Annotated in this window: 24 protein-coding genes, 2 pseudogenes and 1 other annotated feature; of the genes and pseudogenes, 17 read left to right on the top strand and 9 right to left on the bottom strand. The window is 67.1% G+C overall.

What is annotated here, in order from left to right; all coding sequences use genetic code 11:
- The first annotated feature begins 8 nt into the window (after window positions 1–8).
- The 4 genes and pseudogenes from SL003B_RS16070 to SL003B_RS16055 form a co-directional block, all read left to right on the top strand.
- Complete coding sequence (locus SL003B_RS16070; protein WP_013653916.1) at window positions 9–512, top strand: TRAP transporter small permease; 504 nt, start codon at window positions 9–11, stop codon at window positions 510–512.
- Entirely contained in the window at window positions 509–1,804 is a 1,296-nt protein-coding gene (locus SL003B_RS16065) for a TRAP transporter large permease (protein WP_013653915.1), read from the top strand. The genes SL003B_RS16070 and SL003B_RS16065 overlap by 4 nt, the downstream gene beginning before the upstream one ends.
- On the top strand, window positions 1,801–2,691 hold the full coding sequence (locus SL003B_RS16060) for a shikimate dehydrogenase (protein ID WP_013653914.1): 891 nt from the start codon (window positions 1,801–1,803) through the stop codon (window positions 2,689–2,691). Before SL003B_RS16065 ends, SL003B_RS16060 begins: the two co-directional genes overlap by 4 nt.
- Before the next feature lie 113 nt (window positions 2,692–2,804).
- Window positions 2,805–2,860: a sequence feature (sul1 is cis-regulatory element that is thought to sense ions involved in sulfur or methionine metabolism; They are found in Alphaproteobacteria), on the top strand.
- 74 nt (window positions 2,861–2,934) lie between these two features.
- Window positions 2,935–3,408, top strand: a pseudogene (locus tag SL003B_RS16055) (SulP family inorganic anion transporter); the annotation flags it as partial.
- 135 nt (window positions 3,409–3,543) lie between these two features.
- On the opposite strand, the gene istB reads toward SL003B_RS16055, so the two are convergent.
- The 4 genes from istB to SL003B_RS16035 are packed head-to-tail and all read right to left on the bottom strand — an operon-like array spanning window position 3,544 to window position 7,181.
- Window positions 3,544–4,314 carry an IS21-like element helper ATPase IstB gene (gene istB / locus SL003B_RS16050; RefSeq protein ID WP_013650723.1) on the bottom strand — a complete coding sequence of 257 codons (771 nt, stop codon included), beginning with the start codon at window positions 4,312–4,314 and terminating at the stop codon, window positions 3,544–3,546.
- On the bottom strand, window positions 4,311–5,807 hold the full coding sequence (istA, locus tag SL003B_RS16045; RefSeq protein ID WP_013650724.1) for an IS21 family transposase: 1,497 nt from the start codon (window positions 5,805–5,807) through the stop codon (window positions 4,311–4,313). Before istA ends, istB begins: the two co-directional genes overlap by 4 nt.
- A 58-nt stretch (window positions 5,808–5,865) precedes the next feature.
- Window positions 5,866–6,180, bottom strand: coding sequence for a helix-turn-helix domain-containing protein (locus SL003B_RS22435; protein WP_148259331.1), 315 nt, complete (start codon window positions 6,178–6,180; stop codon window positions 5,866–5,868).
- A gap of 44 nt (window positions 6,181–6,224) precedes the next feature.
- The gene (locus SL003B_RS16035; protein WP_013653912.1) at window positions 6,225–7,181 is read right to left on the bottom strand and encodes a LysR family transcriptional regulator; all 957 of its coding nucleotides are present in this window, start codon (window positions 7,179–7,181) and stop codon (window positions 6,225–6,227) included.
- 199 nt (window positions 7,182–7,380) lie between these two features.
- Here SL003B_RS16035 and SL003B_RS16030 point away from each other — a divergent pair, with 199 nt between their 5' ends.
- The 10 genes from SL003B_RS16030 (at window position 7,381) to SL003B_RS15985 (ending at window position 16,202) form a co-directional block, all read left to right on the top strand.
- Window positions 7,381–8,619 carry an NAD(P)/FAD-dependent oxidoreductase gene (locus SL003B_RS16030; protein ID WP_013653911.1) on the top strand — a complete coding sequence of 413 codons (1,239 nt, stop codon included), beginning with the start codon at window positions 7,381–7,383 and terminating at the stop codon, window positions 8,617–8,619.
- Window positions 8,620–8,661: 42 nt separating this feature from the next.
- Window positions 8,662–8,976: a 2Fe-2S iron-sulfur cluster-binding protein gene (locus SL003B_RS16025; protein WP_013653910.1), complete on the top strand. Its 315-nt coding sequence runs from the start codon at window positions 8,662–8,664 to the stop codon at window positions 8,974–8,976.
- A 155-nt stretch (window positions 8,977–9,131) separates the two neighbouring features.
- Window positions 9,132–9,512: a carboxymuconolactone decarboxylase family protein gene (locus SL003B_RS16020; protein WP_013653909.1), complete on the top strand. Its 381-nt coding sequence runs from the start codon at window positions 9,132–9,134 to the stop codon at window positions 9,510–9,512.
- Window positions 9,509–10,411, top strand: coding sequence for an NAD(P)-dependent oxidoreductase (locus tag SL003B_RS16015; RefSeq protein WP_041375590.1), 903 nt, complete (start codon window positions 9,509–9,511; stop codon window positions 10,409–10,411). Before SL003B_RS16020 ends, SL003B_RS16015 begins: the two co-directional genes overlap by 4 nt.
- A 62-nt stretch (window positions 10,412–10,473) precedes the next feature.
- Window positions 10,474–11,967: an aldehyde dehydrogenase family protein gene (locus SL003B_RS16010; protein ID WP_013653907.1), complete on the top strand. Its 1,494-nt coding sequence runs from the start codon at window positions 10,474–10,476 to the stop codon at window positions 11,965–11,967.
- A gap of 25 nt (window positions 11,968–11,992) precedes the next feature.
- Window positions 11,993–12,397: an SRPBCC family protein gene (locus SL003B_RS16005; RefSeq protein WP_013653906.1), complete on the top strand. Its 405-nt coding sequence runs from the start codon at window positions 11,993–11,995 to the stop codon at window positions 12,395–12,397.
- Between the two features lie 140 nt (window positions 12,398–12,537).
- Window positions 12,538–13,566 (top strand): TRAP transporter substrate-binding protein, encoded by a 1,029-nt coding sequence (locus SL003B_RS16000; protein ID WP_013653905.1) that lies wholly within the window; start codon window positions 12,538–12,540, stop codon window positions 13,564–13,566.
- Window positions 13,567–13,630: 64 nt separating this feature from the next.
- Complete coding sequence (locus SL003B_RS15995) at window positions 13,631–14,170, top strand: TRAP transporter small permease (protein ID WP_013653904.1); 540 nt, start codon at window positions 13,631–13,633, stop codon at window positions 14,168–14,170.
- On the top strand, window positions 14,167–15,462 hold the full coding sequence (locus SL003B_RS15990; RefSeq protein ID WP_013653903.1) for a TRAP transporter large permease: 1,296 nt from the start codon (window positions 14,167–14,169) through the stop codon (window positions 15,460–15,462). Before SL003B_RS15995 ends, SL003B_RS15990 begins: the two co-directional genes overlap by 4 nt.
- Window positions 15,459–16,202 carry an arylmalonate decarboxylase gene (locus tag SL003B_RS15985; protein ID WP_013653902.1) on the top strand — a complete coding sequence of 248 codons (744 nt, stop codon included), beginning with the start codon at window positions 15,459–15,461 and terminating at the stop codon, window positions 16,200–16,202. The genes SL003B_RS15990 and SL003B_RS15985 overlap by 4 nt, the downstream gene beginning before the upstream one ends.
- On the opposite strand, the gene SL003B_RS15980 is transcribed toward SL003B_RS15985, so the two are convergent.
- The 5 genes from SL003B_RS15980 to SL003B_RS15960 form a co-directional block, all read right to left on the bottom strand.
- Window positions 16,163–17,317, bottom strand: a complete 1,155-nt coding sequence (locus tag SL003B_RS15980) for an alpha-hydroxy acid oxidase (protein ID WP_013653901.1) — start codon at window positions 17,315–17,317, stop codon at window positions 16,163–16,165. The two genes, SL003B_RS15985 and SL003B_RS15980, sit on opposite strands and share 40 nt — an antisense overlap.
- Before the next feature lie 108 nt (window positions 17,318–17,425).
- Window positions 17,426–19,183, bottom strand: coding sequence for a dihydroxy-acid dehydratase (ilvD, locus tag SL003B_RS15975; protein ID WP_013653900.1), 1,758 nt, complete (start codon window positions 19,181–19,183; stop codon window positions 17,426–17,428).
- A 42-nt stretch (window positions 19,184–19,225) separates the two neighbouring features.
- Window positions 19,226–19,984, bottom strand: a complete 759-nt coding sequence (locus SL003B_RS15970; protein WP_013653899.1) for an SDR family NAD(P)-dependent oxidoreductase — start codon at window positions 19,982–19,984, stop codon at window positions 19,226–19,228.
- A gap of 41 nt (window positions 19,985–20,025) precedes the next feature.
- A complete protein-coding gene (locus SL003B_RS15965; RefSeq protein WP_013653898.1) occupies window positions 20,026–21,660 on the bottom strand; it encodes a thiamine pyrophosphate-dependent enzyme in 1,635 nt (544 codons plus the stop codon).
- Between the two features lie 189 nt (window positions 21,661–21,849).
- On the bottom strand, window positions 21,850–23,034 hold the full coding sequence (locus SL003B_RS15960) for a cytochrome P450 (RefSeq protein ID WP_013653897.1): 1,185 nt from the start codon (window positions 23,032–23,034) through the stop codon (window positions 21,850–21,852).
- A gap of 74 nt (window positions 23,035–23,108) precedes the next feature.
- Between SL003B_RS15960 and SL003B_RS15955 the strand changes: the two genes are divergently transcribed.
- The 3 genes and pseudogenes from SL003B_RS15955 to SL003B_RS15945 all read left to right on the top strand — a co-directional run bounded on the left by SL003B_RS15955 (window position 23,109) and on the right by SL003B_RS15945 (window position 26,370).
- Window positions 23,109–24,032: a LysR family transcriptional regulator gene (locus SL003B_RS15955; RefSeq protein ID WP_013653896.1), complete on the top strand. Its 924-nt coding sequence runs from the start codon at window positions 23,109–23,111 to the stop codon at window positions 24,030–24,032.
- A pseudogene (locus SL003B_RS15950) lies at window positions 24,025–24,255 on the top strand (GMC oxidoreductase); the annotation flags it as partial. The gene SL003B_RS15955 and the pseudogene SL003B_RS15950, both read left to right, overlap by 8 nt.
- A gap of 39 nt (window positions 24,256–24,294) precedes the next feature.
- A complete protein-coding gene (locus SL003B_RS15945; protein WP_013653894.1) occupies window positions 24,295–26,370 on the top strand; it encodes a 3-hydroxyacyl-CoA dehydrogenase NAD-binding domain-containing protein in 2,076 nt (691 codons plus the stop codon).
- Window positions 26,371–26,409 lie beyond the last annotated feature (39 nt).

The following is a 26,409-nucleotide window of genomic DNA, read 5'->3' as shown; positions in this document are numbered from 1 at the left end:
ACGTGCGCATGCAGGCCGCTCTGCGCTGGCTGAATGCGAGGGCCGAGAATGTGGCGGCGGCGCTGCTCGCCGCCATGTTCCTCACCTTCCTGCTTCAGATCTTTGCCCGCTACGTCCTGTCCGAGCCATACGGCTGGACCCTGGAACTGTGTCTGACCCTGTGGGTCTGGATCGTCTTCTGGGGCGCGGCCTTCGTGGTTCGGGAACGGGACCATGTCACCTTCGATCTGTTCTATCTGATGATGCCATCGAAGGTGCAGCGGGTGTTTGCGATGCTGTCGGCTGCCGCGATTGTGGTTGGTTTCTCCGTCTCGCTGCTGCCGACCTGGGATTACATCGATTTCCTGAAGATCAAGAAGAGCGCGACCCTCAAGATCCCGTTGCGCACCGTCTTCAGCATCTACGCCCTGTTCATTGTTGCCGTGATCGTCGCCTACGCGCTGCGGTTCGTGCGCGTGTTCCGCCATGGCGCCCCGACCGGACATCACCATCTCGAGGTGACGGACGAATGAGCCTGGAACTCGCCCTTTGTCTGGTCGCGCTGTTTGGTCTGGCCGCGATCGGCACGCCGATCGCCTATTCGATCATTCTTGCCGCGATCGTCTACCTTGCGGCCGCCGGTCAGGACATCGCCCTCGCCGGCGAGCAGATCCTCCAGGGGCTTTACGAAAGCTTCGTGCTTCTCGCAGTGCCGCTGTTCATCGTCGCCGCGAACATCATGAATGCCGGCTCGATCTCCGAACGCCTGCTCAGGTTCTGCGTCGCGGCCGTGGGTCGCTTTCGGGGCGGGCTCGGCCATGTCAATGTCGTGGCATCGCTGATCTTTTCCGGCATGTCCGGCTCGGCCGTCGCCGACGCCGCCGGCATCGGCAAGATCGTCATCGGAATGATGACCCGTAGCGGCCAGTATTCGCACGGCTATGCGGCCGCCATCACCGCCGCATCCGCCACCATCGGTCCGATCATCCCGCCGTCCATTCCGATGGTGCTCTATGCCCTCGTATCGAACAGTTCCATCGGCTACCTGTTCCTCGGTGGCATCGTTCCGGGCCTAATCATGGGGGGCGTCCTCATGGTCATGAACGCCTATCTGTCGGCGCGACGCGGCTTTGCCCTGGAACAGCCGGTGCCGCTGCGCGACCTGCCGGGCCACACCGTCAATGCCTTCCCGGCTCTCCTAATGCCGGCGATCCTGCTCTACGGCATCTACGGCGGGGTGACGACGCCGACGGAGGCGGCCGCCGTGGCCGCCGCCTATGCCCTCCTCCTGGCCGGAGCGTTCTACCGCGCTCTCACCTTCGCGACGCTGTATCAGATCATGGTCGACAGCGCACGCTCCTCGGCCGCCGTCGGCCTGGTTATCGGCGGGGCCCTGATCCTCAACTATATCGTCGCCTCGGAAAACATCCCGAACACACTAGCCGGTACGCTGGTCGGCCTCGACGTTTCGCCGCTGACCTTCCTGCTTGCCGTCAATCTGGTCCTGCTGGTGCTCGGATGCGTGCTCGACGCGACGACGATCATCCTGGTGATCATTCCGTTGTTCCTGCCGACGTGCCGAGAACTGGGCATCGACATGGTCCATTTCGGCGTCGTCGCCATCGTCAACTGCATGATCGGGCTGATCACGCCGCCCTACGGCATCCTGCTCTTCGTCATCAATGCCGTGACGCAGATCCCGCTGCGCGAGATCATCGGCGAGATCTGGGCGTTCCTCGGGGTGCTCGTGCTGGCGCTGCTCGTGCTGATCCTGTTTCCCGGCGTCGTTCTTTGGCTTCCCCGCATGTTTGGATATCCCGGATGACGGATGGCTTCCAGCCGATCGGCACGCCTGCGACCATCCTCGCCGGCCTCGTCGGCAGGGGCATCCGCCTGTCCAGGACCCCTGCCATGCACGAGGCGGAAGGTGCAGCCTCGGGCTTGCGCTACGTCTATCGCCTGTTCGACACGGACAGCATGGGCCCGAATCCGCCGTCCCTTCAAGAAATCCTGCGCGCGGCGGAACTGTGCGGTTTCGCCGGCCTGAACATCACCTTTCCCTACAAGATCGAGGTGATGGAGTTCCTTGACGGCCTGTCCGACAACGCGCGAGCGGTTGGGGCGGTCAATACGGTTGTCTTCAAGGGTGGCCGGCGCATGGGCCACAACACGGATCTGTGGGGGTTCGGCGAGAGCTTCCGCCGGTCGATGGCCGGCACGGCGCGGCGCCGTGTCCTGCTGATCGGTGCGGGCGGCGCGGGCCTTGCGGTCGCCTTCGCCTTGCTGGAACAGGGGGTCGAGCACCTCCTGGTCCATGACCGTCAGCCGGAGCGCGTCGACGCCTTGCTGGAGGCGGTCCAGGCGCGCCACGGTGCAGCCTGCGCAGAGGCTGTCGGCACATTTCACGACGCCGTTGCAGGCGGCATCGACGGGATCGTCAATGCGACACCGGTCGGCATGGCCAAGATGCCGGGTTCGCCGTTTCCGCTCGACCTGCTCGAGCCAACCATGTGGGTGGCGGACGTCGTCTATTTTCCGCTCGAGACGGAACTCGTCCGTGCCGCGAAGGCCATGGGCTGCCACGCCATGGGCGGGGCGGGAATGGCGGTGTTCCAGGCTGTGCGGACCTTTGAACTCTTCACAGGTCTGGCGGCCGATGCCGAACGGGTGCACGCGGCTTTCGCCGCTCTCGACGATCCGGCCGGCGCATAGATCTGCACGACTGCTGCTAAAGGGCGTCCCGATCCGGACGGGCCAGGGCGCGCGTCGCCAACACCTGTTTTGTTGCATTGCGGCATAAGTTGGGCTATTAGCGGAGCCACCAACCTGGACCCGGTGCGAATCCGGGTGGCTCTTCCGGCCGCCGATCCGCCGGACAATCCCAGACAGACTTTCAGCCTGCCGCACCGGACCCTGTCCGTCTGCACGGCCATGCCATTTCCAACGGGATTCCTGATGCTTTCACTTTCCGCCTACCGTGCCCAGTGGTTCGGCAACATCCGCGCCGACCTGCTGTCCGGTCTTGTGGTCGCCCTGGCGCTCATTCCGGAAGCCATTGCGTTTTCCATCATTGCCGGCGTTGATCCGAAGGTCGGCCTCTACGCATCCTTTTCCATCGCTGTGCTCATCGCCTTCGTCGGGGGCCGCCCGGGCATGATATCGGCCGCGACTGCGGCGACGGCCGTGTTGATGGTGACGCTGGTCAAGGACCACGGCCTGCAGTACCTGCTGGCCGCAACCGTTCTCGCCGGCGTCCTTCAGGTCGGGGCGGGCCTTCTGAAGCTCGGTTATCTGATGCGGTTCGTCTCGCGCTCGGTCATGACCGGGTTCGTCAACGCGCTCGCCATCCTGATCTTCATGGCGCAGATCCCGGAGCTGGTCGGGGTGCCCTCGCTGACCTACGTCATGGTCGCAGCGGGCCTTGCCATCTGTCAACGGCGGAGCAAAAGTCGTCCATTGGGCGGCGTAAAAGTAGGCCACCTGACGCCGCACGCGGGGAACGTCGGGAGGGCGTAGCCCGACCAGAGTTTCCCGCGTGCGGCGTTGGCGACTTTTTGAGGGGCTTCAGCCTGCCCTTCGGGCGCGGCTTTGAGCGAGACGATAGCTGTCGCCGTTCATCTCGAGGATGTTGACGTGGTGGGTCAGCCGGTCGAGCAGTGCGCCGGTCAGCCGTTCCGATCCCAGCGTCTCGGTCCATTCGTCGAATGGCAGATTGCTGGTGATCAGGGTGGCACCGCGTTCGTAGCGTTGCGCGATCAGCTCGAACAGCAATTCCGCCCCGGTCTTTGACAATGGCACGAAGCCCAGTTCGTCGATGATCAGGAGCTTGTAGGCTGCCATCTGCTTCTGGAAACGCAGCAGACGTCGCTCGTCGCGCGCCTCCATCATCTCGCTGACCAGGGCAGCGGCGGTCGTGAAGCCGACGGACAAGCCCTTCTGGCAGGCGGCCAGACCGAGACCGAGCGCCACATGGGTCTTGCCCGTGCCGCTGGGGCCAAGCGCGATGACGTTCTCGCGCCGCTCGACCCATTCGCAGCGGGCCAGCTCCAGCACCTGCATCTTGTTGAGCTTCGGGATAGCGGCGAAGTCGAAGCTGTCGAGGCTTTTGACGACCGGGAACCTCGCCGCCTTGATGCGGCGTTCGACCTTGCGGCGATCCCGTTCGATCATCTCCTGCTCAGCAAGCCGAGTGAGGTATCCGACATGGTCCACGCCCTGTGTGGCGCAGAGCCGGGCCAGCTTCTGATACTCGCGCTGGAAGGTCGGCAGCTTGAGGGTCTTGAGCGTGTGGGAGAGCAGGATCGCAGGGGGATTGTCTGACGCTTGGGTGCTCATGCGGCATCTCCCGCATGCGTCGACAGAAGCCGCATATAGGCCTTTGCCGATGTCTTCTCGACGGTGGCTCTTGGCAGGTACGGGTAGATGGACAGGTCCAGTCTCGGCGGCCGCCGCTCCACCTGGCACAGGAGAAGATGCTTGACGGCATCGAAGCCGATGGCCCCGATCTGGAGGGCCTGCTTCACCGCCACATGCAGATCGGCAAGCTCGAAGCTTTCCAGCAGCCGCAGCACCTGCACATACTCGCGCCGGCCATGCTTTGCCATGCGCGCTTCCATCAGGCGGCGCAGCGTGGCGAACGCCTCGGGCAGATCCCAGCCCTGAAGAGGAGCGGCCTGATCCAGCGCGTTGATCTTCTGTTCGATCAGCGGCAGGTAATGCAGCGGGTCGAACACAACGTCTTCCCGTTCCCAGCTTCGAGGATGACGAGCGATGATCTCGCCACGGCAGCCGATCACCACCTCGTCGACATAGCCCCGGATCCATACATCCTGATGGCCGAAGGCGACCGGGACGGAGTAGTCGTTGGTCCTGTAGCGCACCAGCGCCTGGGAAGAGACCCGACCGCTGGCCTGATCGCAGGCCTCAAAAGGCGAAGCTGGCAGCGGCCGCATCGCCGCAAGATCGCGCTGCAGCCGTTCTGCGATCGTCTCGCTCTCGCCGCGCAGCCTGTCGCGCTGGCGCTTGCGGCATTGCTCTTCCAGCCAGGCGTTGAACTCATCCCACGTCGCAAAGCGCGGGATCGGCACCATGAAGTTGCGACGGGCATAGCCGACGAGGCCTTCGACGCTTCCCTTGTCATTACCCTTGCCGGGGCGGCCATAGCGATCCCGGATCAGGTAGTGGGACAGGAAGCCGCTGAACAGCACTGTCCGCTTGCGCGTGCCATCGGCCAGGATCTTCGACACCAGGCAGCGGTCGTTGTCATAGACGATCGATTGTGGCACCGCCCCGAAGAAGGCGAACGCATGGACGTGGCCATCAATCCAGGCCTCTGACACCGCCGCCGGATAGGCCCGCACATAGCAGGCGTCGCTGTGCGGCAGGTCGAGCACAAAGAAGTGCGCCTTCTGCTCCACGCCGCCGATGACAACCACAGCCTCGCCAAAGTCAGCCTGCGCGTGGCCCGGCGGATGCGATAACGGCACGAACACTTCCTGCCGGCGCTGCTCCCGCTCGCGCATGTAGTCCTTGATGATCGTATAGCCGCCGGTGAACCCGCACTCAGCCCGCAACCGGTCGAACACACGCTTGGCCGTGTGGCGCTGCTTGCGCGGTACCTTCAGGTCTTCGTCCAGCCAATGATCAATGGTCGAAACAAAGGCGTCCAGCTTCGGCCGACGCACCGGGGCCTGACGGCGATAGCCCGGAGGCGTCGAATACGACAGCATCTTGGAAACGCTGTCGCGTGAGATATTGAAATGCTTCGCTGCCTGACGTCGGCTCATCCCCTCCGAGACCGCCAGACGCACCTTCAGATATAAGTCCACGGTGTAGATCCCCTGACCCTCCTGCACATGTTGCAGAAGGAAAATAGGTGGACGACTTTTACGCCGCCCGCGGCAGGACTATCCCGCCGCTACCGTGGCCGAATTTTGCACCGCCGCTCTCAAGCAGGGTGGCTATCGCGAGATCGTGCATTCCGATCTTGTCTATTGTGGTCAGGGCGCGCAGAACGCGCCATTGCTGTTCGGTCAGGGACAGCATGCGCAGGCCGGGGCGGAAATGGGTCATCACAGCTTCGCGCGCCTTCAGGAGAGACATCGGCAGCGAGCGCGAGAAATTCCGCAGCCTGATGCGCGTTGCTGCCGGACTGTTGCGTCGGACTACCCCAGTATCCGATTGTGCGCTGTTCTGTGTCACGTTTGGTGTTATCCTTTAAAGCCGCATCGTAAATCGTATCATTCTTAACGGGTTTCGTAACCGGATGCAGAGTTTTCCTTAACCTCCGGTCGGTGGCCGCCCGCAAGAACCGATTTGCAGAAGGCCTTGAAGACCTCGGCCTTCTTGCTCAGGCGCACGGTGTCTGACCATGCGATGACGATGGCGAAGGCGCCGGTGTCGCTGGAGATCGGTCGCCGGACGACTGAACTGCCGTCATGAGCGACGTCCGCAGAGGGTTGCTGGAGAAGCAGGGAATATCCGAATCCGCCACCGACGAGGGATCGGACGAGCTCGAAATTCTCGGTCCGGTAGGAGATCCGTGGCGTCAGGCCGAGCCGGGCGAACATGCCGAGCGTGTTGGCTGCGGCAGGCGGCACGTCGTACAGGATCAGCGGTTCGTCGACGACGTCTTCAAGTGCGATCTCGGTGCGGCTGGCGAGCGGGTGGACGGCCGGCAGGATCAGGTGAGGGCGGACCCAATAGAGTCGCTCTCGGCAGATGTCGTCATCCAGGCCGATCTCGTAGGTCAGGCCGAGTTCGCATCGGCCCTGTCGGAGATCGGCGGCCATTCTTTCTGCTGAACTGTCCCGGAAGTCGATGCGAACCATCGGATGTTCCTCGCGAAAGCGCCCCAGAAGCCGCGCCGCGAGGAACGGCGAGAGCGTCGAATAGCAGCTCACGCCAAGCCGGCCTGCAAGCTCGTGCTCCCAGTTCTGAGCCGCTGCCTCGAAGTCGCCGGCGGCATCGAGAACCGCCCGAGCTCGGCCGAGCAGCATCGTTCCGGCCGAGGTAAGGTTTGCCCCGATCGCGCGCCGGCGATGCAGCAGCGTCGTCCCGATCTCCCGCTCCAGCTCGCTCAGGGCCTGAGACAGGGCCGTCTGGGAAACGTTCAGCAGGCTCGAGGCATCCCGGATCGAACCGAGTTCGGCGACCGTCACGAAATAGTGGAGCTGTCGAAGGGAGAAGCGTGGGGCAGGCATCGACAAAGCTCCATAAAACCAAATTTTTTATGAGAATAAATCCATTATGCCGATACTTATACCTCATGCAAGCATCCGGTCCGGCTGGGTTTGGGGGCGGGGCGGCATGGCTTGGCCGTTCCGAGGACGGTGGCGGGTGTCGCCGAAACTGTGCAAGTAATTGACAAAAATGGATATTTAAAGGGCGCGGGTGAAGTGAATGGCAGTCGAAGATCGTGTCGTGATCGCCGGGGCGGGGCATGCGGGCTTTCAGACGGCGGCGTGCCTCAGGCAGTCTGGATATGCCGGCGAGATCGTCCTGATCGGCGACGAGCCAGGGCTGCCCTACAACCGACCGCCACTGTCCAAGGGATATCTGGCCAACGGTGTGGAGGAAGGCAGCCTGTGTTTCCGGCCGCCGGCGTTCTTCGAGCAGAACCGGATCGATCTGGTGGCGTCGGACAGGGTCGTCGAAATCGACCGCTCCGCAAGGGCTGTGCGGTTGGCATCCGGCCGGCGGCTCACGTACGGCCATCTGGTGCTGGCCACCGGCGCGCGGAACCGGAGTCTCGATGTTCCGGGGACAGATCTCGACGGCGTCTGCCACCTGCGCACCGTTGCGGAGGCGCGGGCGATCCGCTCGCAACTGGGCGGCGCCGGCCGCGTGGTCGTCGTCGGCGCCGGCTTCATTGGTCTCGAATTCGCCGCAACGGCGGCTCTGGCGGGGGCGAAAGTAACCGTCATCGACATCGCGCCGCGGGCGTTGTCCCGCGCCGTTTCCGCGGAATGCGCGGGATTGATCGAGGCCTATCACCGCTCCTTGGGAATCGAATTCGTCTTCGGCGCCGGGGTCTCGCGGCTGAATGGTACCGCCGGGCGGGTGACCGATGTGGACCTGCCGGAAACCCTCCGGATACCCGCCGACCTTGTGCTAATCGGTGTCGGAGTCGTGCCGAACTCTGAGTTGGCGACCGCAGCCGGCCTTGAAGCCGACAACGGCATCGTCGTCGACGCCTTGCTGCGGACTGGCGATCCGGCGATCTCGGCGGTCGGCGACTGCGCGGCCGCACCCAATCCGTTCGCACCCGGTCCCCGGATCCGCCTGGAGTCGGTCCAGAACGCCAACGACCAGGCGCGCCTGGTCGCCGCCCGCCTTGCGGGCAAGCCCCACGGGCCCTATGCGGCGCTGCCGTGGTTCTGGAGCGACCAGGGCAAGGTCAAGCTGCAGATCGCCGGGCTGGGCCAGGACGACGACGAGCGGATCGTCATTGGCGATCCCGACAGGCTGACCTTCTCGGTGCTGCGCTACCGCGAAGGCCGGCTCGCCTGCGTGGAGTCGGTCGGACGGGCCGGCGACCACATGGCCGCGCGCAGGCTCATCGCGCAGGGCGCGGGACCGCGGCCGGACCAAGCGCGCAACGGCCTTGCGAGTCTCAAGGATTGGCTGGACGCGGCTTGAACGAGGAGGGCGCCTCGCCGGCGCCAGGGAGGGAACAGTCACATGCCGAAGATCATCTTTATGGAACCTGACGGCAGCCGCCGTGACCTGGAAGTGCCGGTTGGCACCTCGCTGATGCAGGCGGCGGTGCAGAACGGCGTCGAGGGCATCGTCGGGGAATGCGGGGGATCCTGCATGTGCGCCACCTGCCACGTGCTCGTCGACGAGGCCGGCCTCGCCCGCCTGCCGCCGAAATCCGATAGCGAGGACGAAATGCTCGAATTCTCGGTCGGCGAGCGGCATCCCGGCAGCCGGCTCGGATGCCAGATCACCGTCACGGCCGAGCTCGACGGACTGACCGTGCGCGTCCCCGGCTGAGGGGGCCGACTTCCTGACAAGCGAAACCGATCGGCAGGTCGGAATAGCGTCGCCACGATCGGCGCGATCCCGATCAGGGCCTGGTTGAAATCAGTAAATTAACATGTTAATGAAATCGCCGGATCTGCTCATCCGGCAGTATCGGGAGGAATACGATGAGTGAGGAATTTGACCGAGGTCTCGAACTGCGGCGCGCCATGTTCGGCCCCGAAGGCGCCGAGAAGCAGCTCGAGGCGGCAACCGACTTCACGCGTCCGATGCAGGAATGGGTGACCAAGCAGTGCTTCGGCGAGGCCTGGCAGCGCCCGGTGTTCGACCGCAAGACGCGCAGCCTCCTGACGCTCGCCATGCTGGTTGCCATGGGCCGCAGCCACGAGGTGAAGATCCACACCCGCGGCGCCATCGCCAACGGCGTCTCCAAGGAGGAGATCCGTGAACTCCTGATGCACTCGATCATCTATTGCGGCATCCCGATGGCCGTGGACGGCTTCCGCTCCGCCTCGGAGGTGCTCAAGGATCTGGGGCTGGAGGCATGAGCGGGACGATGGAAACGATCGGCTTCATCGGCATCGGCAACATGGGTTCGCCGATGGCGCTCAACCTGTCCAAGGCCGGTTTTCCGGTCGTCGTCTATGACGTCAACACGGCGAAGGCGGTAAAATTCGCAGCAGACAACGGCGTTTCCGCGGCCTCCGGCCTTGCCGACCTCGGTGCCCGCTGCAGCATCGTTGTCACCATGCTTCCCGACGGCCACGTCGTGCGCAAGGTCATGCTGGGCGCGGCCGACGACGGTCTTGCTGCGCATCTGAAGCCGGGCGCGCTGGTGATCGACATGAGCTCGGCCGATCCGATCGGCACGCGCGAACTCGGTGGCATGCTGAAGGGCAAGTCGATCGATCTGATTGATGCCCCGGTCTCGGGCGGTGTCGCGCGCGCCCATGACGGAACCTTGACGATCATGGTCGGCGGCGACGAGCCGGCAGCCATCGAGCGGGCCAAGCCGGTGCTGGCCGGCATGGGCAAGCAGATCTTCGAAACCGGACCGCTCGGCTCCGGCCATGCCATGAAGGCCCTCAACAACTACGTCGCCGCCGCGGGCTTCGCGGCGGCCTCCGAGGCGCTGATCGTCGGCGAGCGCTTCGGCCTCGACCAGGGAATCATGGTCGACATCATGCGCACCTCGACAGGGCGCAACTTCGCCACCGACGTGACGCTGAAGCCGCATGTCGTCGAGGGCGCCTTCGCCTCCGGCTTCGCGCTCGCGCTGCTGGCCAAGGACGTCAAGATCGCGGCCGATCTTGCCGAGGGACTGAGCCTCGACATGCCGCTCGCGCGTACCACGAGCAAGATGTGGCTGACGGCGCGCGACGACCTGGAACAGGGCGTCGACAACACGGCCGCCTACAAGGCCTGGAAGGCGCGCGCCTCGCGCTGAAAAAACCGCCTGGCGCCCGCATACCGGGGGCGCCGGCAGTCAAGACACTCTGGGAGGACATCATGCTGAACGTGCCATCTGACCTGCATCCTGCTACCCACAGCTTCCTCGCCCGCGAGCACGGCCACTTCATCGACGGCAAGAGCCAGCGCGGTGAGGGCGCGTCCATCGACGTGTTCGATCCGGCGACCGGGCTGGTGATCGCCAAGGTGCCGGATGCGACGGAGCAGGAGGTCGACCGCGCCGTGAAGGCCGCGCGCGCCGCGCTCGGCGGCGAATGGTCGAAGATGCGTCCCGCCGACCGCGAGAAGGTGCTCGTGCGCCTGGCTGATCTGATCGAGGCCAACGGCGAGGAACTTGCCCAGATCGAGACGATGAACCAGGGCAAGTCGATCATGATCTCGCGCATGCTCGAGGCGGGCCATTCGTCGGAGTTCACCCGCTACATGGCCGGATGGGCGACCAAGATCGAGGGCTCGACCCTGGACGTCTCGATCGGCTTTCCCCCGGGCGTCCAGTATCGCGCCATGACGCTGCGCGAACCGGTCGGTGTCGTCGGCGCGATCGTGCCCTGGAACTTCCCGCTCGTCATGGCGGTCTGGAAGATCGCACCGGCGCTCGCCTGCGGCTGCACGGTTGTGCTGAAGCCGGCCGAGGAGACCCCGCTGACCGCCCTGCGGCTGGCCGAGTTGTGCCTGGAAGCGGGCGTGCCCGCCGGGGTCGTCAACGTGATCACGGGCTATGGCCATACCGCGGGTGCAAGCCTCGTCGCCCATCCCGGCGTCGATAAGGTCGCCTTCACCGGCTCCACCGAGGTCGGCCGCAAGATCGGCGAGGCGGCGCTCAAGAACATGACCCGCTTCTCGCTCGAACTGGGCGGCAAGTCGCCGATGATCGTGCTCGACGACTTCGACCCCGCCATGGCGGCCCAGGGCGCGGCCGCCGGCATCTTCTTCAACAACGGCCAGGTCTGCACGGCGTCATCGCGGCTTTACGTCCACAAGAAGATTTTCGACAACGTCGTCTCCGACCTGGCCGGCGCGGCGGCCCAGATGAAGGTCGGGCCGGGCATGGATCCGGCCAATCAGATCAACCCGCTCGTCTCGCGCCGGCAGCAGGAGCGGGTCAAGGGCTACATCGCCCAGGGTCTTGCCGACGGTGCTAGGGCCGCGACCGGCGGCCCGGACTCCGACGGCGACGGTTTCTTCGTGCGTCCGACCATTCTCGTCGACACCAACCACGCCATGTCGGTGGTGCGCGAGGAGATCTTCGGGCCGGTCATGGTGGCGATGCCGTTCGACGACCTCGACGAGGCGCTGGCCAAGGCCAACGACACCGTCTACGGGCTCGGCGCCAGCGTGTGGTCGAACGACTACTCCAAGATCATGCGGGCGGTCGGCGCGATCAAGGCCGGCACAGTGTGGGTGAACACCCACAACGCGGTCGACGCCAACATGCCCTTCGGTGGCTTCAAGCATTCCGGCATGGGCAGGGAGATGGGCCGGGCGGCGATCGACCTCTACACCGAAACCAAGTCCGTCTGTTTCGCCTACTAGACGCGTAGCCTGAGGAGGGGCGACCATGAAAGTAGTCGAGGAAGTCGAGCTTGCGGCGACGCCGGAGGTGGTCTGGCAGGTCATCGGCGATTTCCATGCGATGGCTGCCTGGCATCCGGGCGTCGTCGAGAGCCGGGCGGAAAGCGGCGGCAAGGTCCGGCGCCTCGTCGTGCCGGACGGTGCCGAGGTCGTCGAAGAGCAGCTGGACTGCGTCGATGCCATGGCCTGCCGCTACACGATCCTGGACAGCCCGATGCCGCTCCTTCGCCACGAGGGCCTGCTACGCGTCGAGGCGAACGGCGCTGGCAGCCGTGTGGTGTGGAGTTGCGATTTCGACGCGCCGGAGGACGCGCTCGATGCCGTGGCCCAGGGCATGTCCTTCGTCTTCAGGTCCGGCCTTGCCAGCCTGAAGGCGACGCTCGCCGGCTGAGCCGGCAGCGGATCCCGGAACGCTGCGGACCTTTCCCAGCAGTCCGGGCCTCAATCAGCTTGCGGGCCTGTCGTCGGGCCCGATGGAGATCCGTCGATCTCGAGCCGTCTCGCGGTGAGACGATTCTTAGGGAGGAGAGCATGAAAGTGTTTAAGAGTATTGGCCTGGCATCCGTCGCCTTGGCCGCCCTCGCATACCAGTCGGTTGCCGAAGCGCAGACGGTGCTTCGCATGAACAACTGGCTGCCGCCCCAGCACAGCCAGGTTGTCGGCACCATGAAGCCGTGGGCGGATGCCATCCGCGAGGCGTCCGGCGGTCGCGTCGACATCCAGATGACCGATGCCTCGCTCGGCGCTCCGCCGCGCCAGTACGACCTCGCCGTCGCCGGCATCGCCGACATCACTTTCGGCGTCGCCGGCTACACGCCGGGGCGGTTCGACCTGGTCGGCGCGGCGGAACTGCCGTTCGTCGGCCAGAGCGGCGAGGCGCGCTCGGTCGCGCTGTGGCGCACCTTCGAGAAGCATTTCGCGCAGGTCAACGAGTTCGAGGGCGTCAAGCTGCTGGCGATCTTCGCCCACGGCGCGGGCCGCATCATGACGTCCAAGGAGCCGATCGACAGCATCGACGACATGAACGGCAAGAAGTTCCGTGTCGGCGGCGGCCTGATCCAGGACATCAACCCGGCGCTGGGCGGCGTCAATGTCGCGGCTCCGGCCAACGAGGTCTACGAGATCCTGTCCGCCGGCATCGTCGACGGCACGCTGCTGCCCTCGGAAGCCTACGACAGCTTCAACCTCGGCGGCGTGATCAACTACGAGACGACGGTGCCGGACGGGCTATATTCGTCGGTCTGGTTCGCGGTGATGAACCAGGACGCCTTCGACGCCCTGTCGCCGGAGGACCAGAAGGTCGTGATGGACCATTCCGGTGAATATCTCGCCCGGCTCGGCGGCCGCACCTTCGACAAGACGGACGAAGCGGCCATCGCCACGATGGAAAAGAACGGCGTCAAGCGCATCGTTGCCGACGAGGCGTTCACCACCGCGATCCGCGAGCGCACCGCGCCGATCACCCAGGCCTGGATCGAGAAGGCCAATGCCAAGGGCGTCGACGGCAAGGCAGCGCTTGACATGCTGATCGCCGAGGCCAAGGCCTACAAGCCCGAGTGATCTCTTCCCGCGCCCTCCGGACTTCCGGTCCGGGGGGCGCTCCGCCGTCTCCAAAGGGCCTGCCATGGCTGATACCGAAACCGATCCCGCTTCTGACCGCCCGTCGAGGCTCCTGTCGCTGCCGGTCGACATCGTCGAGACCGTCCTGGGCGCCGCCGGAAGCCTGCTTCTACTGGCCCTGATGTTTTCCACGGCCGTCGACGTGGTCGGCCGCTACTTCTTCAACGCGCCGCTCGGCTGGGCCTACGAGATGACCCAGCTCGCCATGGCGGCGATCGTCTTCGTCGCTCTGCCCTCGGTGACGCTGCGCCGCGAGCACGTGACGGTCGGCCTGTTCGAGGACGCCTTCGGCGGCCGCATGGCGCACCTGCGCGATCTGGTCGTGGCGACCGCCATGGTCGCCGGCACCGGGTTCCTCGCCCTGCGCATGTGGGAGATGGCGGCGCGCTTCGCCCGCTTCGGCGACACCACCGCGACCCTCAAGTTCCCCATCGCGCCGGTCGTCATGCTCGGTGCTGCCGGGCTCGGCCTTGCCGCCGCCGCCGCCGCAATCCTTGCCGTCAAGGCGCTCATCGGACTGTTTCGAAAGGGCAGCGGATCATGACCATCGCGCTGATCGGCTTCGTCGTACTCTTCCTGCTGCTGTTCTTCGGCTTTCCGCTGGCGCTGGCGCTCGGCTTCGTCGGCTATTTCGGCTTCGGCTACCTGATCGCCTTTAAGCCTGCCGGCGCGATGGTCGCGCAGATCACCTGGGACACGCTGTCGAGCTATTCGCTCTCCGTGCTGCCGCTGTTCCTGCTGATGGGCAACCTGGTCAACCACGCCGGCCTGTCGCGCGAGCTTTATGCCGCCTCCAACGCCTTCGTGGGTCACCGGCGCGGCGGCCTTGCCATCGCGACCATCATCGCCTGCGGCGGCTTTGCGGCCGTCTGCGGCTCAAGCCTGGCCACCGCCGCGACCATGTCGGCGATCGCGCTGCCCTCGATGAAGCGCTACGGCTATTCCGATTCCCTGTCGGCCGGCTCGGTCGCCGCCGGCGGCACGCTCGGCATCCTGATCCCGCCCTCCGTGATCATGGTGATCTACGGCAGCATCACCGAGACCAGCATCGGCCAGCTGTTCATCGCCGGCATCGTGCCGGGCGTGATGGGCATCCTGCTGTACATCCTGGCGGTCATCGCGGTGGTCACGCTGCGGCCGGAGGCCGGCCCGCGCGGGCCGCGCCTGGCCTGGCGCGAGCGCTTCGCGGCGCTCGGCACGGTCTGGACGACGCTGGTGCTGTTCATCGTGGTCATCGGCGGCATCTATCTCGGCGTCTTCACGGCGACGGAGGCTGCCGGCGTCGGCGCTACCGGCGCGTTTTTCATCGCCCTGCTGCGTCGCACGCTGACGGTCCGCTCGCTGCTCAAGCTGCTGCTGGAGACGGCGCGCACCACGGCCATGCTGATGGCCGTGCTGGTAGGCGCGCTGATCTTCTCCAACTTCGTCAACGTCGCCGGCGTGCCGAGCGCGGTGGTACAATTCATCAACGGCTTCGGTCTGTCGCCGATGGGCGTGATCCTGCTCCTGATCGTGTTTTACCTGGTGCTCGGGGCGGTGTTCGATTCGCTGGCGATGATCCTGCTGACAGTGCCGGTGTTCTTCCCGCTGGTCGTCGGCCTCGGCTTCGACCCGATCTGGTTCGGCATCCTCGTCGTCGTGGTGGTCGAGATCAGCCTGATCACGCCGCCGATCGGCATGAACATCTTTGTCATCCGCACGGTGCTGCACAACGTCAAGACGACGGAGATCTACAAGGGTATCCTGCCGTTCATCGCCGCCGACTTCATTCGCCTCGCGCTGATCGTGCTGCTGCCCTGGCTGGTGCTCTACCTGCCGCAGCAGATGGCACAATGACCTCCCGGCCGGGCGACGGCCGGCCGCTGGTCGGCCTGATCGTGCCGCCTGCGACAGGCCTGGTGCCGCCCGAGCCGCCGGCGCTCTACGGCGATGCGCTGCGCTTTGCCGCCAGGGGCCTGGCGCTGGCGACGATGACCCGCGACGGCTACGACGACGTCATCGACAGGGTCGAGGCGGCCGCCCGCGCGCTGGCCGCAGAAGGCGCGGCGGCAGTCGCGCTGATGGGCACATCGCTGAGCTTCTACCGCGGCGCGGCGTTCAACGACGCGCTGGTCGAGCGCATGGCGTCGGCGACCGGTCTTCCCGTCACCACGATGAGCTGCGCGGTCGTCGAGGCGCTGCGCGCCGTCGGGGCGCGGCGTCTTGCGGTGGCGACCGCCTATGTCGACGAGGTCAACGACCGGCTGACGGCGTTTCTGCTGCATCACGGCTTCGAGGTACTCGGCCTCGACAGCCTGCAGATCAGCGCCGTCGGCGACGTGCTGGCGATCGGCGACGACGACCTGATCGGTCTTGGCACGCGGGCCTTTGTCGCGGCGCCGGAGGCCGACGCCCTGCTGGTCTCCTGCGGAGGGCTGCAGACGCTGTCGGTGACCCTGCCGCTTGAGGACAGGCTCGGCGTGCCGGTGATCTCCAGCGCGGTCGCCGGGGCCTGGGCCGCCGCGCGGCTGATCGGTCACGGTGGCGAAGCGCCCGGCTACGGACGGCTGCTGGAGACGGCGCCAAAGTCCGAATAGGCGAGGCCGGCGTCGAGGTCCTGGGTGCGCGTGACGCCGAGCTGGGCCATGACGCTGCGGATCTCGGCCTCGAACAGGCGGACGAGGTCGCGTACCCCGGCCTCGCCGGCGGCGGCGACCGCATACATGGCGGCACGGCCGATCAGCACGAAATCGGCGCCGGCGACGAGCGCCTTGACCACGTCGGCGCCCGAGCGCACGCCGCTGTCGAGCAGCAGCGGGAAGTCGGGACCGACGGCACGGCGGATCTCCGGCAGCATGGTCAGTGAGGCGACGCTGGCCTCCAGTTGCCGGCCGCCGTGGTTGGAGACGACGACCGCGTCGGCGCCGGCGTCGCGGGCGCGGCAGACATCCTCCGGCGCCAGCAGGCCCTTGACGACCAGTCGGCCAAGCCAGCGCCCGCGCAGCCAGTCGAGATAGGCCCAGTCGACACGCCCGGAACTCTGGCTGGCCATGAAGGCGGCGAGCGCCTGGGCGTTGGTCGCTCCCGGCGCATAGCGCTCGATGTTGGCGAAGCGCGGCTGGCCCGCCCGCAGCATGGCGGCGGTCCAGCGGGGATGGCAGGCGATGTCGGCGGCCATGCGCAGCGACGGCTTCAGCGGCAGGCTGAGACCGTTGGCGATGTCGCGCGGGCGGCGCGCCGGCGCCGGCACGTCGACGGTCACGAACAGCACCTCGCAGCCTTCCGCGCGCGCGATCAGGTCCTCGGCGATGGTCTGCTCGCGCGCGACGTAGAGCTGGAACCAGGACGTCTCCGGAGCCAGTCCGCGGATGGTCTCGATCGCGGTCGTGCCGGCGGTCGACAGCGTGTAGGGAAGGCCGGCGTCGCGCGCGGCGCGACACACCATGGCGTCTGCGCCCGGCCAGACGAGATTGCCGAGCCCGATCGGCGCGATGCCGAAGGGCAGCGCCCAGCGGCGGCCGAACAGGGTCGCCGAGGGATCGACGGCATCGACGTTGCGCAGCGCGCGCGGCAGGAAACGAAGCCGGTCGAAGGCGGCGCGGTTCTCGCGCACGCCGGCCTCGTCTCCGGCGCCGCCGTCGAGATAGTCGAAGGCGACGCGGGGAATGCGGCGCCTGGCGCGACGGCGCATGTGCTCGAGGGACAACAGCATGGCGGACGGCCTTTCAGGCTGGATCGGACCGGGTGGCGGAGCTTTCGCACGGATCCGCCGGCCGGAAAAGCCCGGTCGGCAGGGCGAGGTCCGGCCGGCTGCGGCGGTTCAGAGGGTCGGCTCTTCGTCGCGCGGCCAGTCGACGTTGCCGGAATGAGTCACGGCGCCGCGCCAAGCCGGACCCACGCAAGCGGCGTATTTCTCGAGCAGGCCGCCCTTCGGCGCGCTCCAGGTTGACGGGGAGGCGGCGGCGCGGGCGCGAAGTTCCTCGTCGGTCAGTTCGACCTGTATGGTCGCGTGGCCGGGACGCGCGTCGATGGCGACGATGTCGCCGTCCTTCAGAAGGGCGAGCGGGCCGCCGGCGGCGGCCTCCGGTCCGGCATAGCCGATGCACAGGCCCCGGGTCGCGCCGGAGAAGCGGCCGTCGGTCAGCAAGGCGACCTTCTCGCCCATGCCCTGGCCGTAGAGCAGGGCGGTGATGCCGAGCATCTCGCGCATGCCGGGACCGCCCTTCGGTCCCTCGTTGCGGATGACGATCACGTCGCCTTCCTCGTAGCGGCGGTTCTGCACCGCGGTCTGGCAGGCCTCCTCGCCGTCGAAGACGCGCGCCTTGCCCCGATGCACCAGGGTCTTGAGGCCGGCGACCTTGAGCACGGCGCCGTCGGGACACAGGTTGCCGCGCAGCACGATCAGGCCGCCGGTCGGCGAGATCGGGTCGCTGCAGGGTCTGACGATCTCGCCATCGGGGGCAGGTGCGCCGGCTGTCTCCTCGGCCAGGCTGCGGCCGGTGTAGGTGAGCGCATCGCCGTCTATGAATCCGCCGGCGATCAGTTCGCGGATGATGATGCCCGTGCCGCCGATGGCGTCGAGGTCACGTGCCAGATAGCGGCCGCCGGGCTGCAGGTTGGCGATCAGAGGCGTGCGAGCGAAGATCGTCTCGATCTCCGGCAGGCCGAAGGCGATGCCGGCCTCGTTGGCGATCGCCGGCAGATGCAGGGCGGCGTTGGTCGAGCCGCCGGTGGCGGCGACCAGGGCGCAGGCGTTTTCGAGCGCTGTCAGGGTGACGATGTCGCGCGCGCGCGGCCAGTCGCGTTCGATCGCCGCGACCAGAGCCTTGCCGGCGCGGCGCGCGACGGCCGCCCGCTGCGAGTAGACGGCGGGCATCATGGCGCTGCCGATCGGGGCGAGGCCGAGCGCCTCGGCGACCATGCCCATGGTATTGGCGGTGAACTGGCCGGGGCACGAGCCGGCGGTCGGCAGACAGGCGTGGCTGAGCGCGTCGAGTTCGGCGCGCTCGACCGTGCCGGCAAGCACGCCGCCGATGGCCTCGTAGGTGTCGACGACGTTCCTGTCCTTGCCGTCGAGCCGACCGGGAATGGTGGCACCGCCGTGCATGACCACGGCCGGCACGTTGCAGCGCACCGCCCCCATCATCAGGCCCGGGAGGTTCTTGTCGCAGCCGCCGATGCCGAAGATGCCGTCGAACTGGTGGCCGCGCACCGTCGCCTCGACGCTGTCGGCGATGAGTTCGCGCGAGATCAGCGAGAAGCGCATGCCGGAATGGGCCATGGACAGGCCGTCGGAAACCGACACGACCGGGCATTCGTGCGGCGCACCTCCGCCGGCATAGACGCCGGTCTTGGCGTGTTGCGCCTGGACGGCCAGGTTGAGGTTGCACGGGCTCATCTCGCCGCCGGTGTGCACGACGGCGACATGCGGGCGTTCGATCTCCTCGTCGTCGAAGCCGATGCCATAGAGGAAGCTGCGCGTCGTGGCGCGGATGGTGCCGGTGTAGATGGTCCTGGAGCGCAGGCGCGGCGGCATACCCTCGGGCGGCGTGCGGCGCGGCGTGAAGCGTTCGGTCATGGCGTTTCCTCGAAAAGGGCCGCGTTGGTCGCGGCGTATGTGTCAGTCGGCGTTCAGATGAAGGCCGCAGTCGAGCGTGACGATCTCGCCGGTGACGAGCGGCGCGCCGGTGGCCAGCCAGAAGATGGTCTCGGCGACGTCGTCCGGCCGGCCGATGCGGGCGAGCGGAGCGCGCTCGACCTGTCCCCTCTTACGCTCCTCGAAAGCCCGGGGATCGAGGCGCTGGACGAAGCCGTCGGCAACGAGGGCGGGCGCCACGGCATTGACCCGCACCTGCGGCGCCAGTACGCGGGCGAGGGACAGGGTCACGGTCTCCAATGCCGCCTTGGAGGCCGCATAGGCGATGGATGAGCCCCCGCCCGTGCGCGCGGCGAGCGACGAGACGTTGACGATGGCGCCCTGCGCCTTGCGCAGGTGCGGAGCGGCCGCGCGGGCAGTCAGGAAGGCGCCGACCGTGTTGACCGCATAGATGGCGTGGAACATCTCCGGCGTCAGGGTGGCGAGGTCGGCGAGGGGTACCATGCGCGTGATGCCGGCGGCATTCACCAGCGCGTCGACCGAGGCGAACTGTCTGGCGGCCTCCTCGATCAGCCGTTCCGCATCGACCTCCTTCGAGATGTCGGCAATGACGGTATGGCAGGAGCCGCCGGAGGCTTCGGCAAAGCCGTGGACCGCTTTCGTCCCGGTCTCCTGAGACGCGTCATACAGTCCCGCGACGACGTTCCAGCCGGCCTGCGCGAAACGCAGTGCCGTTGCCTGACCGATGCCCGAGCCGGCGCCCGTGACCACGACTGTCGGCATACCCTTCTCTCCCGATTCCCGAAGCGTTTGCTGTGCGGTTATCAGAGGCCGTCCGGCCTGGGCGGATGGATGAAGGCCCAGGGGCTGGTCTCCGAGCCGCGTTCGACCGCGACCTCGATCAGCGCCGGCCGGTCGGCCGCGATCGTCCGCTTCAGTTCCCGGCGGAAGGAGTCCGGCGTGTCGACGCGCACGCCGTCGACGCCGAAAGACTGGGCAAAGCGGACGAAGTCCGGATTGTCCAGATCGGCGCCGACGATCCGACCCTCGAAACCCTGCACCTGGTCGCGCCGGACGTTGCCGTAGGAGCGGTTGTTGAACACCAGGGTGACGACGCCGATGCCGAACTGGGCGGCGGTCGCCAGTTCCTGGGCAGCGAACATGAAGCCGCCGTCGCCGCAGATGGCGACCACGGCGCGATCCGGGCAGGCGATCTTGGCGCCGAGCGCGGTCGGAAAGCCGGAGCCGAGCGTGCCCTGGTATCCGGACGAGAGGAAGGTGCGCGGCCGATGGATCGGCAGGCCGTACCAGGAAGCGAAGCCGACCTGTGACAGTTCGTCAGTAACAATGCCGTCCCTGGGCAGGATCTCGCGCAGCACCGACAGATAGGACATCTGCGGCTGCACCGCCTGGATCGCCTCGGCAGCGGCGGCCTTGGCTGCGGCGATGGCCTGCCGGCGGGAGGCGTCGGGGCCGGCGTTGCGACCGAGCGCGTCGGCGAGCGCGGCCGCACCGGCCGCCGCGTCGGCAACTACGGCGACATCGGGGCGGAAGCGGCGCATTTCGGCCGGATCGATGTCGATGCGGATCGACTTCTGTCCTGCCGGACGGTACGGCCAGCGCCAGGTCGGCAGTTCGAGACGCGTGCCGATGCCGATCATCAGGTCGGTGTCCGGCCACAGGCGATAGGCTGCGGCCATGGTGAGGCCGAGGTCGTGGTCGTCGTCGACGATGCCACGGCCGCTGCGGAATGCCACGACGGGAGCGTCGAGCAGCTCCGCAAGGCGCAGCACCTCGGCCTCGGTGCCGATCGCGCCCGAGCCGACGAAGATCATCGGCGCGCGGGCCGATGCGCACAGGCGGGCCGCGTCCTCGATCGCGCGGTCATCGACCGGCGGCGGATCGAGGGGGGCGAGCGGCGAGGGCGGCAGGGTGACGGCGGCCTGGGTGAACACGTCCCAGGGCATTTCCAGTGCGGCTGGTCCCTTGCGTCCGCCGGTCATGATCTGGAAGGCGCGCGCGACGGCAGTGCCGGCCTGGGCCGGATGGTCGACGCGCTCGGCATGCTTGACGAAGGTGCGCAGGGTGGCGAGCTGGTCGGGCATTTCATGCAGGTGACCGCGGCCCTGGCCGAGGAAGCCGGTCGGCACCTGGCCGGTCAGGCACAGCACCGGAGCATTGCAGCCGAAGGCGGTCAGCATCGCCGCGCCGGCGTTGAGGATGCCCGGTCCCGGAACGACGGAAAAGACGGCCGGCTTGCCTGTTGCTAGGGCGGCGCCGAACGCCATGTAGCCGCAGGTCTGCTCGTGTCGCGGGGCGATCACCTTCAGCGGCGGCGTCGCCGTGGCGAAGGCGTCGAACAGGCCGTAGATCTGCGCGCCCGGAATGCCGAACACGGTATCGATGCCGTGCGCCGCCAGGGCGTCGACAAGGGCCTCGCCGCCGGTCCTGCGACGCATAGAATTGTGCTCCGGCATGCCTGTTGCTCCTCCCGCTTCCGCTCGGCCGATGCGGGCCATCTTAGCCGAGCGAATGCGAGATGCAATATACTTAACATGATAAATAATTTACAGCGCGATAACGGTGACGGATCGGCGGCGGAGCGACCCGCGATGCGCCTCCGCCGCCGTTCGGTCATAAGGCGCCTATCAGGCGCTCCAGCGCGCCGGCAGGGTAAGCAGGCCGCGGAAGGCCCAGCCGCCACAGCGCGCCGGTTCGCCGCTGTCGTCGAGTTCGAGGTTCTTCAGCCGCTCGAACAGCATCGGTACGGCGATGTCGGCGACCTGGGCGCGCGCGACCCAGGCGCCGGCGCAGAAATGCGGTCCAGACCCGAAGGCAAGGTGCCGGCTCTCCTCGCGGTGGAGGTCGAAGCGGTCGGGGTCGCGGAACTGCGCCTCGTCGCGGTTGGCCGAGCCGACCAGCAGGAACAGCCGGTCGCCCGGCTTGAGCGGCACGCCCGCAAGTTCCGTCTCCTGGCCGACCGTACGCGGATACATACCGATCGGCGACACCCAGCGCACGTATTCCTCGAAGCCGCGCAGCCACAGCGACGGGTCGGCCTTGACCGCCGAAAGCTGGTCGGGATTGGACAGCAGCGCCCAGATCAGGCCCGAATTGGCGTCGCGCGGTTCGTTCTGGCCGCCGCCGATGATCACCTTCAGGTTGGCGCGGATCGAGTCGAGCGGCATGTCGCCGGCGAGCATCATCGACAGGATGCTGCGGTCGGGATTGGCGCGCCGCACCGGGATCATGGCGTCGATGGCAGCGTCGATGCCGTCGGACGCCTCCTGGCCGAGACGAGCGAGTTCGGGATCGCGGGCATAGTTCTGCACTGCATCCATCAAGGCCTGCGACCAGCGGGCGATGTCCTGCCAGGCGATGTTGGTGAGGCCGGTCACCGTACACAGGCTGCGCGCGGCCATCGGCGTCGCGAAGTCGGCTACGAGGTCGGCGGAACCCCTGTCCTGCAGGTCGTCGAGCAGGTCGGCCGCGATCTCCCGGAACGTGTCGGACCAGACCTTTTTCGCCGCCGCCGGACTGAAGCTCGGAGCGACGATCTTGCGCTCCACCATGTGCTCCTCGTCGTCCTTGCGCATGAAGCTGTGGCCCATCACCCGGTTAACCAGGGAGCGCGGCTCGGAGGCGCGGAAGATCGCGGGATGGCGCTCGATATGCGCGATGTCGTCGAAGCGGGTGATGAAATAGTGGTCTGCCTGCGGCACGAAGGCGACCGGATTGGTCGCCCGCAGCCGGGCGAAGGTCGGATAGGGGTCGCGCCAGAGCTGGTCGAAGTCGACCGTCTCCGCGTTGATCCTGCGGTTGGGTGCCGTCACGGCGTTCACTCCCTCGAATGGTTCTGCGGGGAAGCTTGCGGATGGCAATTGCATTTATCAATCAGATCGGCTGAATGGTCGTCATGCAGAAATTCGATCTTACCGACCTCGACTTCCGCGCCCTGAAGACCCTCAGGCTGGTCTACGACCTCGGTTCGTTCACCCGCGCGGCGGAACTGCTCGGCCAGAACCAGTCGACGGTGAGCTATACGATCGAGCGGCTGCGCGGTGTATTCGGCGACGTGCTGTTCGTCCGTCAGGGCCGCGGTGTCGCGCCGACGGCGCGCTGCGACGAGATCGTCGCCGGGGTCAGGGCGATCCTCGACCAGGTGACCGCGCTGGCCGAGCCGCCCGATTTCGATCCGCTGCGCACCGAGGCGGACGTCATCCTGTCCTGCAATCACTACGAGCGCGCGGTGATCTTGCCTGCGGTGCTGCGCCACCTGCGCCGCGAGGCGCCGGGCATCCGGCTGAAGATCCTGCAGTCGCGCACCGACGGCCACCAGCAACTGAGGCGCGGCGAATGCGACCTCCTGCTGTCGCCGGTCCACGGCGCGGGCAAGCAGGCCTTCCGCCGGCTGGTGCTGGAGGACGGCTACGTCTGCATCGCCGATCCGGACAATCCGGTTTGCGGCGGCACCCTGACGGCGGACGCCTACGCCGCCGCCCGGCACGTGCTGATTTCCTACGAAGGAGCCTGGAAGCCGGGCTATCTGGAACTGGCCGAGGCCCAGGGCGTGACGGCCGAGGTGATCGTCGACCTGCCGAGCTCGGGCGAACTCGGCCGGCTGATCGCAGGCACGGATCTCGTTGCCACCGTGCCGCGGCTGCTTGCGGCGACGCTCGGGGACGCCGTCGCCCGCCTGCCGGCACCCTTCGACAGCCGGCTGAAGGTCTATCAGTACTGGACCACGCGCACCAACCTGTCGCCGATCCACCGCTGGTTCCGCGATCTGGTGTCGGAGGAGGCGCGCAAGATCGCCCGCGCCGGCAGGTAGCGACATCGGCACGACGATCTTTCACCCCGTCGGCACCGCCCGTATGGGCCTTGACGACGATCCCCTGGCGGTGGTTGATGAACGCCTTCGCGTTCACGGCCTTGTCGGACTTCGTGTCGCCGACGCCTCCGTCATGCCGACCATCACCTCGGGCAACACCAATTCGCCGACGATCGTGATCGCCGAGAAAGCATCCGCAATGATCCTCGACGACAAGCGCTGAGACCGGGGTTCATTGGCCAAAGCAGTGAGGACCATCGCAATGACAGACCAAGGCGGCGCAGGACGGGTTCACGTCGAGCGTCGATCACATGGAGCCGCCGGAACCATCGCGGTCGTGACCATCGATTTTCCGCCGGTCAACGCGGGGTCCAAGGCCATGCGCGAGGCCGTCAAGGCCGCTTTCGTGGAGATCGGCGTCGACGGGACGCTGGCCGGCGCCGTTCTGACCGGCGCGGGCGGAAATTTCGTCGGCGGTGCGGACATCCGCGAATTCGACGCGCCGGCCCAACCGCCGCATCTGCCCGAGGTGATCGCCGCGATCGAGGCCTGTCCGTTCCCCGTGGTCGCCGCGATCGACGGCGCCGCGCTCGGCGGCGGCTACGAACTGGCGCTCGGCTGCGACGCACGCGTGGCGACGCCGAAGGCGGTCGTCGGCCTGCCGGAGGTCACGCTCGGCCTCATTCCCGGCGCCGGCGGCACGCTGCGGCTGTCACGCCTCGTCGACGAGGCGCGCGCCATCGAGTTGGTCACCTCGGGGCGCAGGGTGAAGGCCGCCGAGGCACTGGACCTCGGGTTGGTCGACGCGGTGGCCAACGGCGACCTGATCGAGGCGGCGGTGACCCATCTGGCGACCCTGGGCGGACAGAAACGCCGCCTGCGCGACCAGCCGGTCGTCTCTTGCGCGCCAGCTGCGGTCGAAAGAGCAGCGACCGAGGCGACCAAGAAGGGACGCGGCGCAGAGGCCGTCGCGGCCGCGATCACCGCGATCCGCGATTCCGTCACGCTGCCCGTGGATGAAGCCCTCGCGCGCGAGCGCGAGACCTCGCTGCGGCTGCGCCGCGAACCCCAGTCGCAAGCGCTCCGGCATCTTTTCTTCGCCGAAAAGGCGGCAATGAAACTGCCGGAAGGGGCGACGCCTCTTTCCGTGCGCACCGTCGGTGTCGTCGGCGCCGGGCGAATGGGGCAGGGGATCGTGCTCGCCTTCGCCCGTCGCGGCTTCACCGTGCACCTTGCCGAACGCGACCCGTCCGTGCTCGCGGCGGGCCTCTCGGCAATCGGCGAAACAGCGGCTAGCCTGGAGGCCGAGGGGCGCATTCCATCGGCTGCGGCGCTGATGGAGACGGTGCTGGGCGGTGACGTTCCGGCGATGGCCGACTGCGATCTTGTCGTCGAGGCGATCTTCGAGGACATGGATGCCAAGAAGGCGCTGTTTGGCGAACTCGACAAGCTGCTGCCCGAGACCGCGATCCTCGCCACCAACACCTCGTATCTGGACATAAACGAGATCGCAGCCGCGACGGCGCGACCGGAGCGGGTCGGCGGTCTGCATTTCTTCAATCCGGCTCATGTCATGCGCCTGATCGAGGTCGTGCGGGCGGACAGGACCAGCCTGGAGACCCTGTCGACGCTGCTGGACGTCGGCAGGCGGATCGGCAAGCTGCCGGTGGTGGCGCGCGTCGGCGAGGGCTTCATCGGCAACCGCATCTTCGCCGCCTACCGTGAGCAGTGCGAGTTTCTGATCGAGGAGGGCGCCTATCCGCAGGACGTCGATCGTGCCATGCGTGCCTTCGGCATGGCCATGGGGCCGTTCGCTGTGTTCGATCTTGCCGGCCTCGACATCTCCTGGGCGCGGCGCAAGCGGCTCGCGCCGCTGCGCGATCCGAAGAACCGCTACGTCGAGATTGCCGACCGCCTATGCGAGGCCGGCCGCTTCGGGCGCAAGACCGGCATGGGCTGGTATCTGTATCCGCCCGGCTCGCGCGGCGATGTCGATCCGCAGGTGACGGCCGTGATCGAGGCCTGCGCGGCGTCCAAGGGCATCGTCCGGCGGACCATTCCGGATGACGAGATTCGCGCGCGGCTGCTCGCCTCGATGGTCAACGAAGCCGCGCTCCTGCTCGGCGAAGGCATCGCCGAGCGGGCTTCCGACGTGGACCTCGTCCTGGTCAACGGCTACGGCTTTCCGGCGCTGAAGGGCGGGCCGCTGCACTGGGCCGCACGCCAGCCGCGCACCGAGTTCCTGACCAGCGTTGATGCCATGGTAGCCGCCAGCGGCCCCGGCGTGAAACGCGCCGGCAACCTGGAAGCCGTGCTGACGGAGGCCGAGCGTCTCTGAGGCGGACAGGGACCGGCCGATGGAGCCGCGTCCGGATCC

This window comes from Polymorphum gilvum SL003B-26A1, assembly GCF_000192745.1.
Lineage (GTDB): Bacteria > Pseudomonadota > Alphaproteobacteria > Rhizobiales > Stappiaceae > Polymorphum > Polymorphum gilvum.
Note: the sequence above shows the minus strand (reverse complement) of the source record. Positions and strands in the feature narration are given on the sequence as shown.

Coding starts and splice junctions, on each gene's coding strand:
- SL003B_RS16070 (WP_013653916.1), top strand. CDS start 9: ATGCAGGCCGCTCTGCGCTGGCTGAATGCGAGGGCCGAGAATGTGGCG.
- SL003B_RS16065 (WP_013653915.1), top strand. CDS start 509: ATGAGCCTGGAACTCGCCCTTTGTCTGGTCGCGCTGTTTGGTCTGGCC.
- SL003B_RS16060 (WP_013653914.1), top strand. CDS start 1,801: ATGACGGATGGCTTCCAGCCGATCGGCACGCCTGCGACCATCCTCGCC.
- istB (WP_013650723.1), bottom strand. CDS start 4,314: ATGAGCACCCAAGCGTCAGACAATCCCCCTGCGATCCTGCTCTCCCAC.
- SL003B_RS16035 (WP_013653912.1), bottom strand. CDS start 7,181: ATGCCTGCCCCACGCTTCTCCCTTCGACAGCTCCACTATTTCGTGACG.
- SL003B_RS16030 (WP_013653911.1), top strand. CDS start 7,381: ATGGCAGTCGAAGATCGTGTCGTGATCGCCGGGGCGGGGCATGCGGGC.
- SL003B_RS16025 (WP_013653910.1), top strand. CDS start 8,662: ATGCCGAAGATCATCTTTATGGAACCTGACGGCAGCCGCCGTGACCTG.
- SL003B_RS16020 (WP_013653909.1), top strand. CDS start 9,132: ATGAGTGAGGAATTTGACCGAGGTCTCGAACTGCGGCGCGCCATGTTC.
- SL003B_RS16015 (WP_041375590.1), top strand. CDS start 9,509: ATGAGCGGGACGATGGAAACGATCGGCTTCATCGGCATCGGCAACATG.
- SL003B_RS16010 (WP_013653907.1), top strand. CDS start 10,474: ATGCTGAACGTGCCATCTGACCTGCATCCTGCTACCCACAGCTTCCTC.
- SL003B_RS16005 (WP_013653906.1), top strand. CDS start 11,993: ATGAAAGTAGTCGAGGAAGTCGAGCTTGCGGCGACGCCGGAGGTGGTC.
- SL003B_RS16000 (WP_013653905.1), top strand. CDS start 12,538: ATGAAAGTGTTTAAGAGTATTGGCCTGGCATCCGTCGCCTTGGCCGCC.
- SL003B_RS15995 (WP_013653904.1), top strand. CDS start 13,631: ATGGCTGATACCGAAACCGATCCCGCTTCTGACCGCCCGTCGAGGCTC.
- SL003B_RS15990 (WP_013653903.1), top strand. CDS start 14,167: ATGACCATCGCGCTGATCGGCTTCGTCGTACTCTTCCTGCTGCTGTTC.
- SL003B_RS15985 (WP_013653902.1), top strand. CDS start 15,459: ATGACCTCCCGGCCGGGCGACGGCCGGCCGCTGGTCGGCCTGATCGTG.
- SL003B_RS15980 (WP_013653901.1), bottom strand. CDS start 17,317: ATGCTGTTGTCCCTCGAGCACATGCGCCGTCGCGCCAGGCGCCGCATT.
- ilvD (WP_013653900.1), bottom strand. CDS start 19,183: ATGACCGAACGCTTCACGCCGCGCCGCACGCCGCCCGAGGGTATGCCG.
- SL003B_RS15970 (WP_013653899.1), bottom strand. CDS start 19,984: ATGCCGACAGTCGTGGTCACGGGCGCCGGCTCGGGCATCGGTCAGGCA.
- SL003B_RS15965 (WP_013653898.1), bottom strand. CDS start 21,660: ATGCGTCGCAGGACCGGCGGCGAGGCCCTTGTCGACGCCCTGGCGGCG.
- SL003B_RS15955 (WP_013653896.1), top strand. CDS start 23,109: ATGGTCGTCATGCAGAAATTCGATCTTACCGACCTCGACTTCCGCGCC.
- SL003B_RS15945 (WP_013653894.1), top strand. CDS start 24,295: ATGACAGACCAAGGCGGCGCAGGACGGGTTCACGTCGAGCGTCGATCA.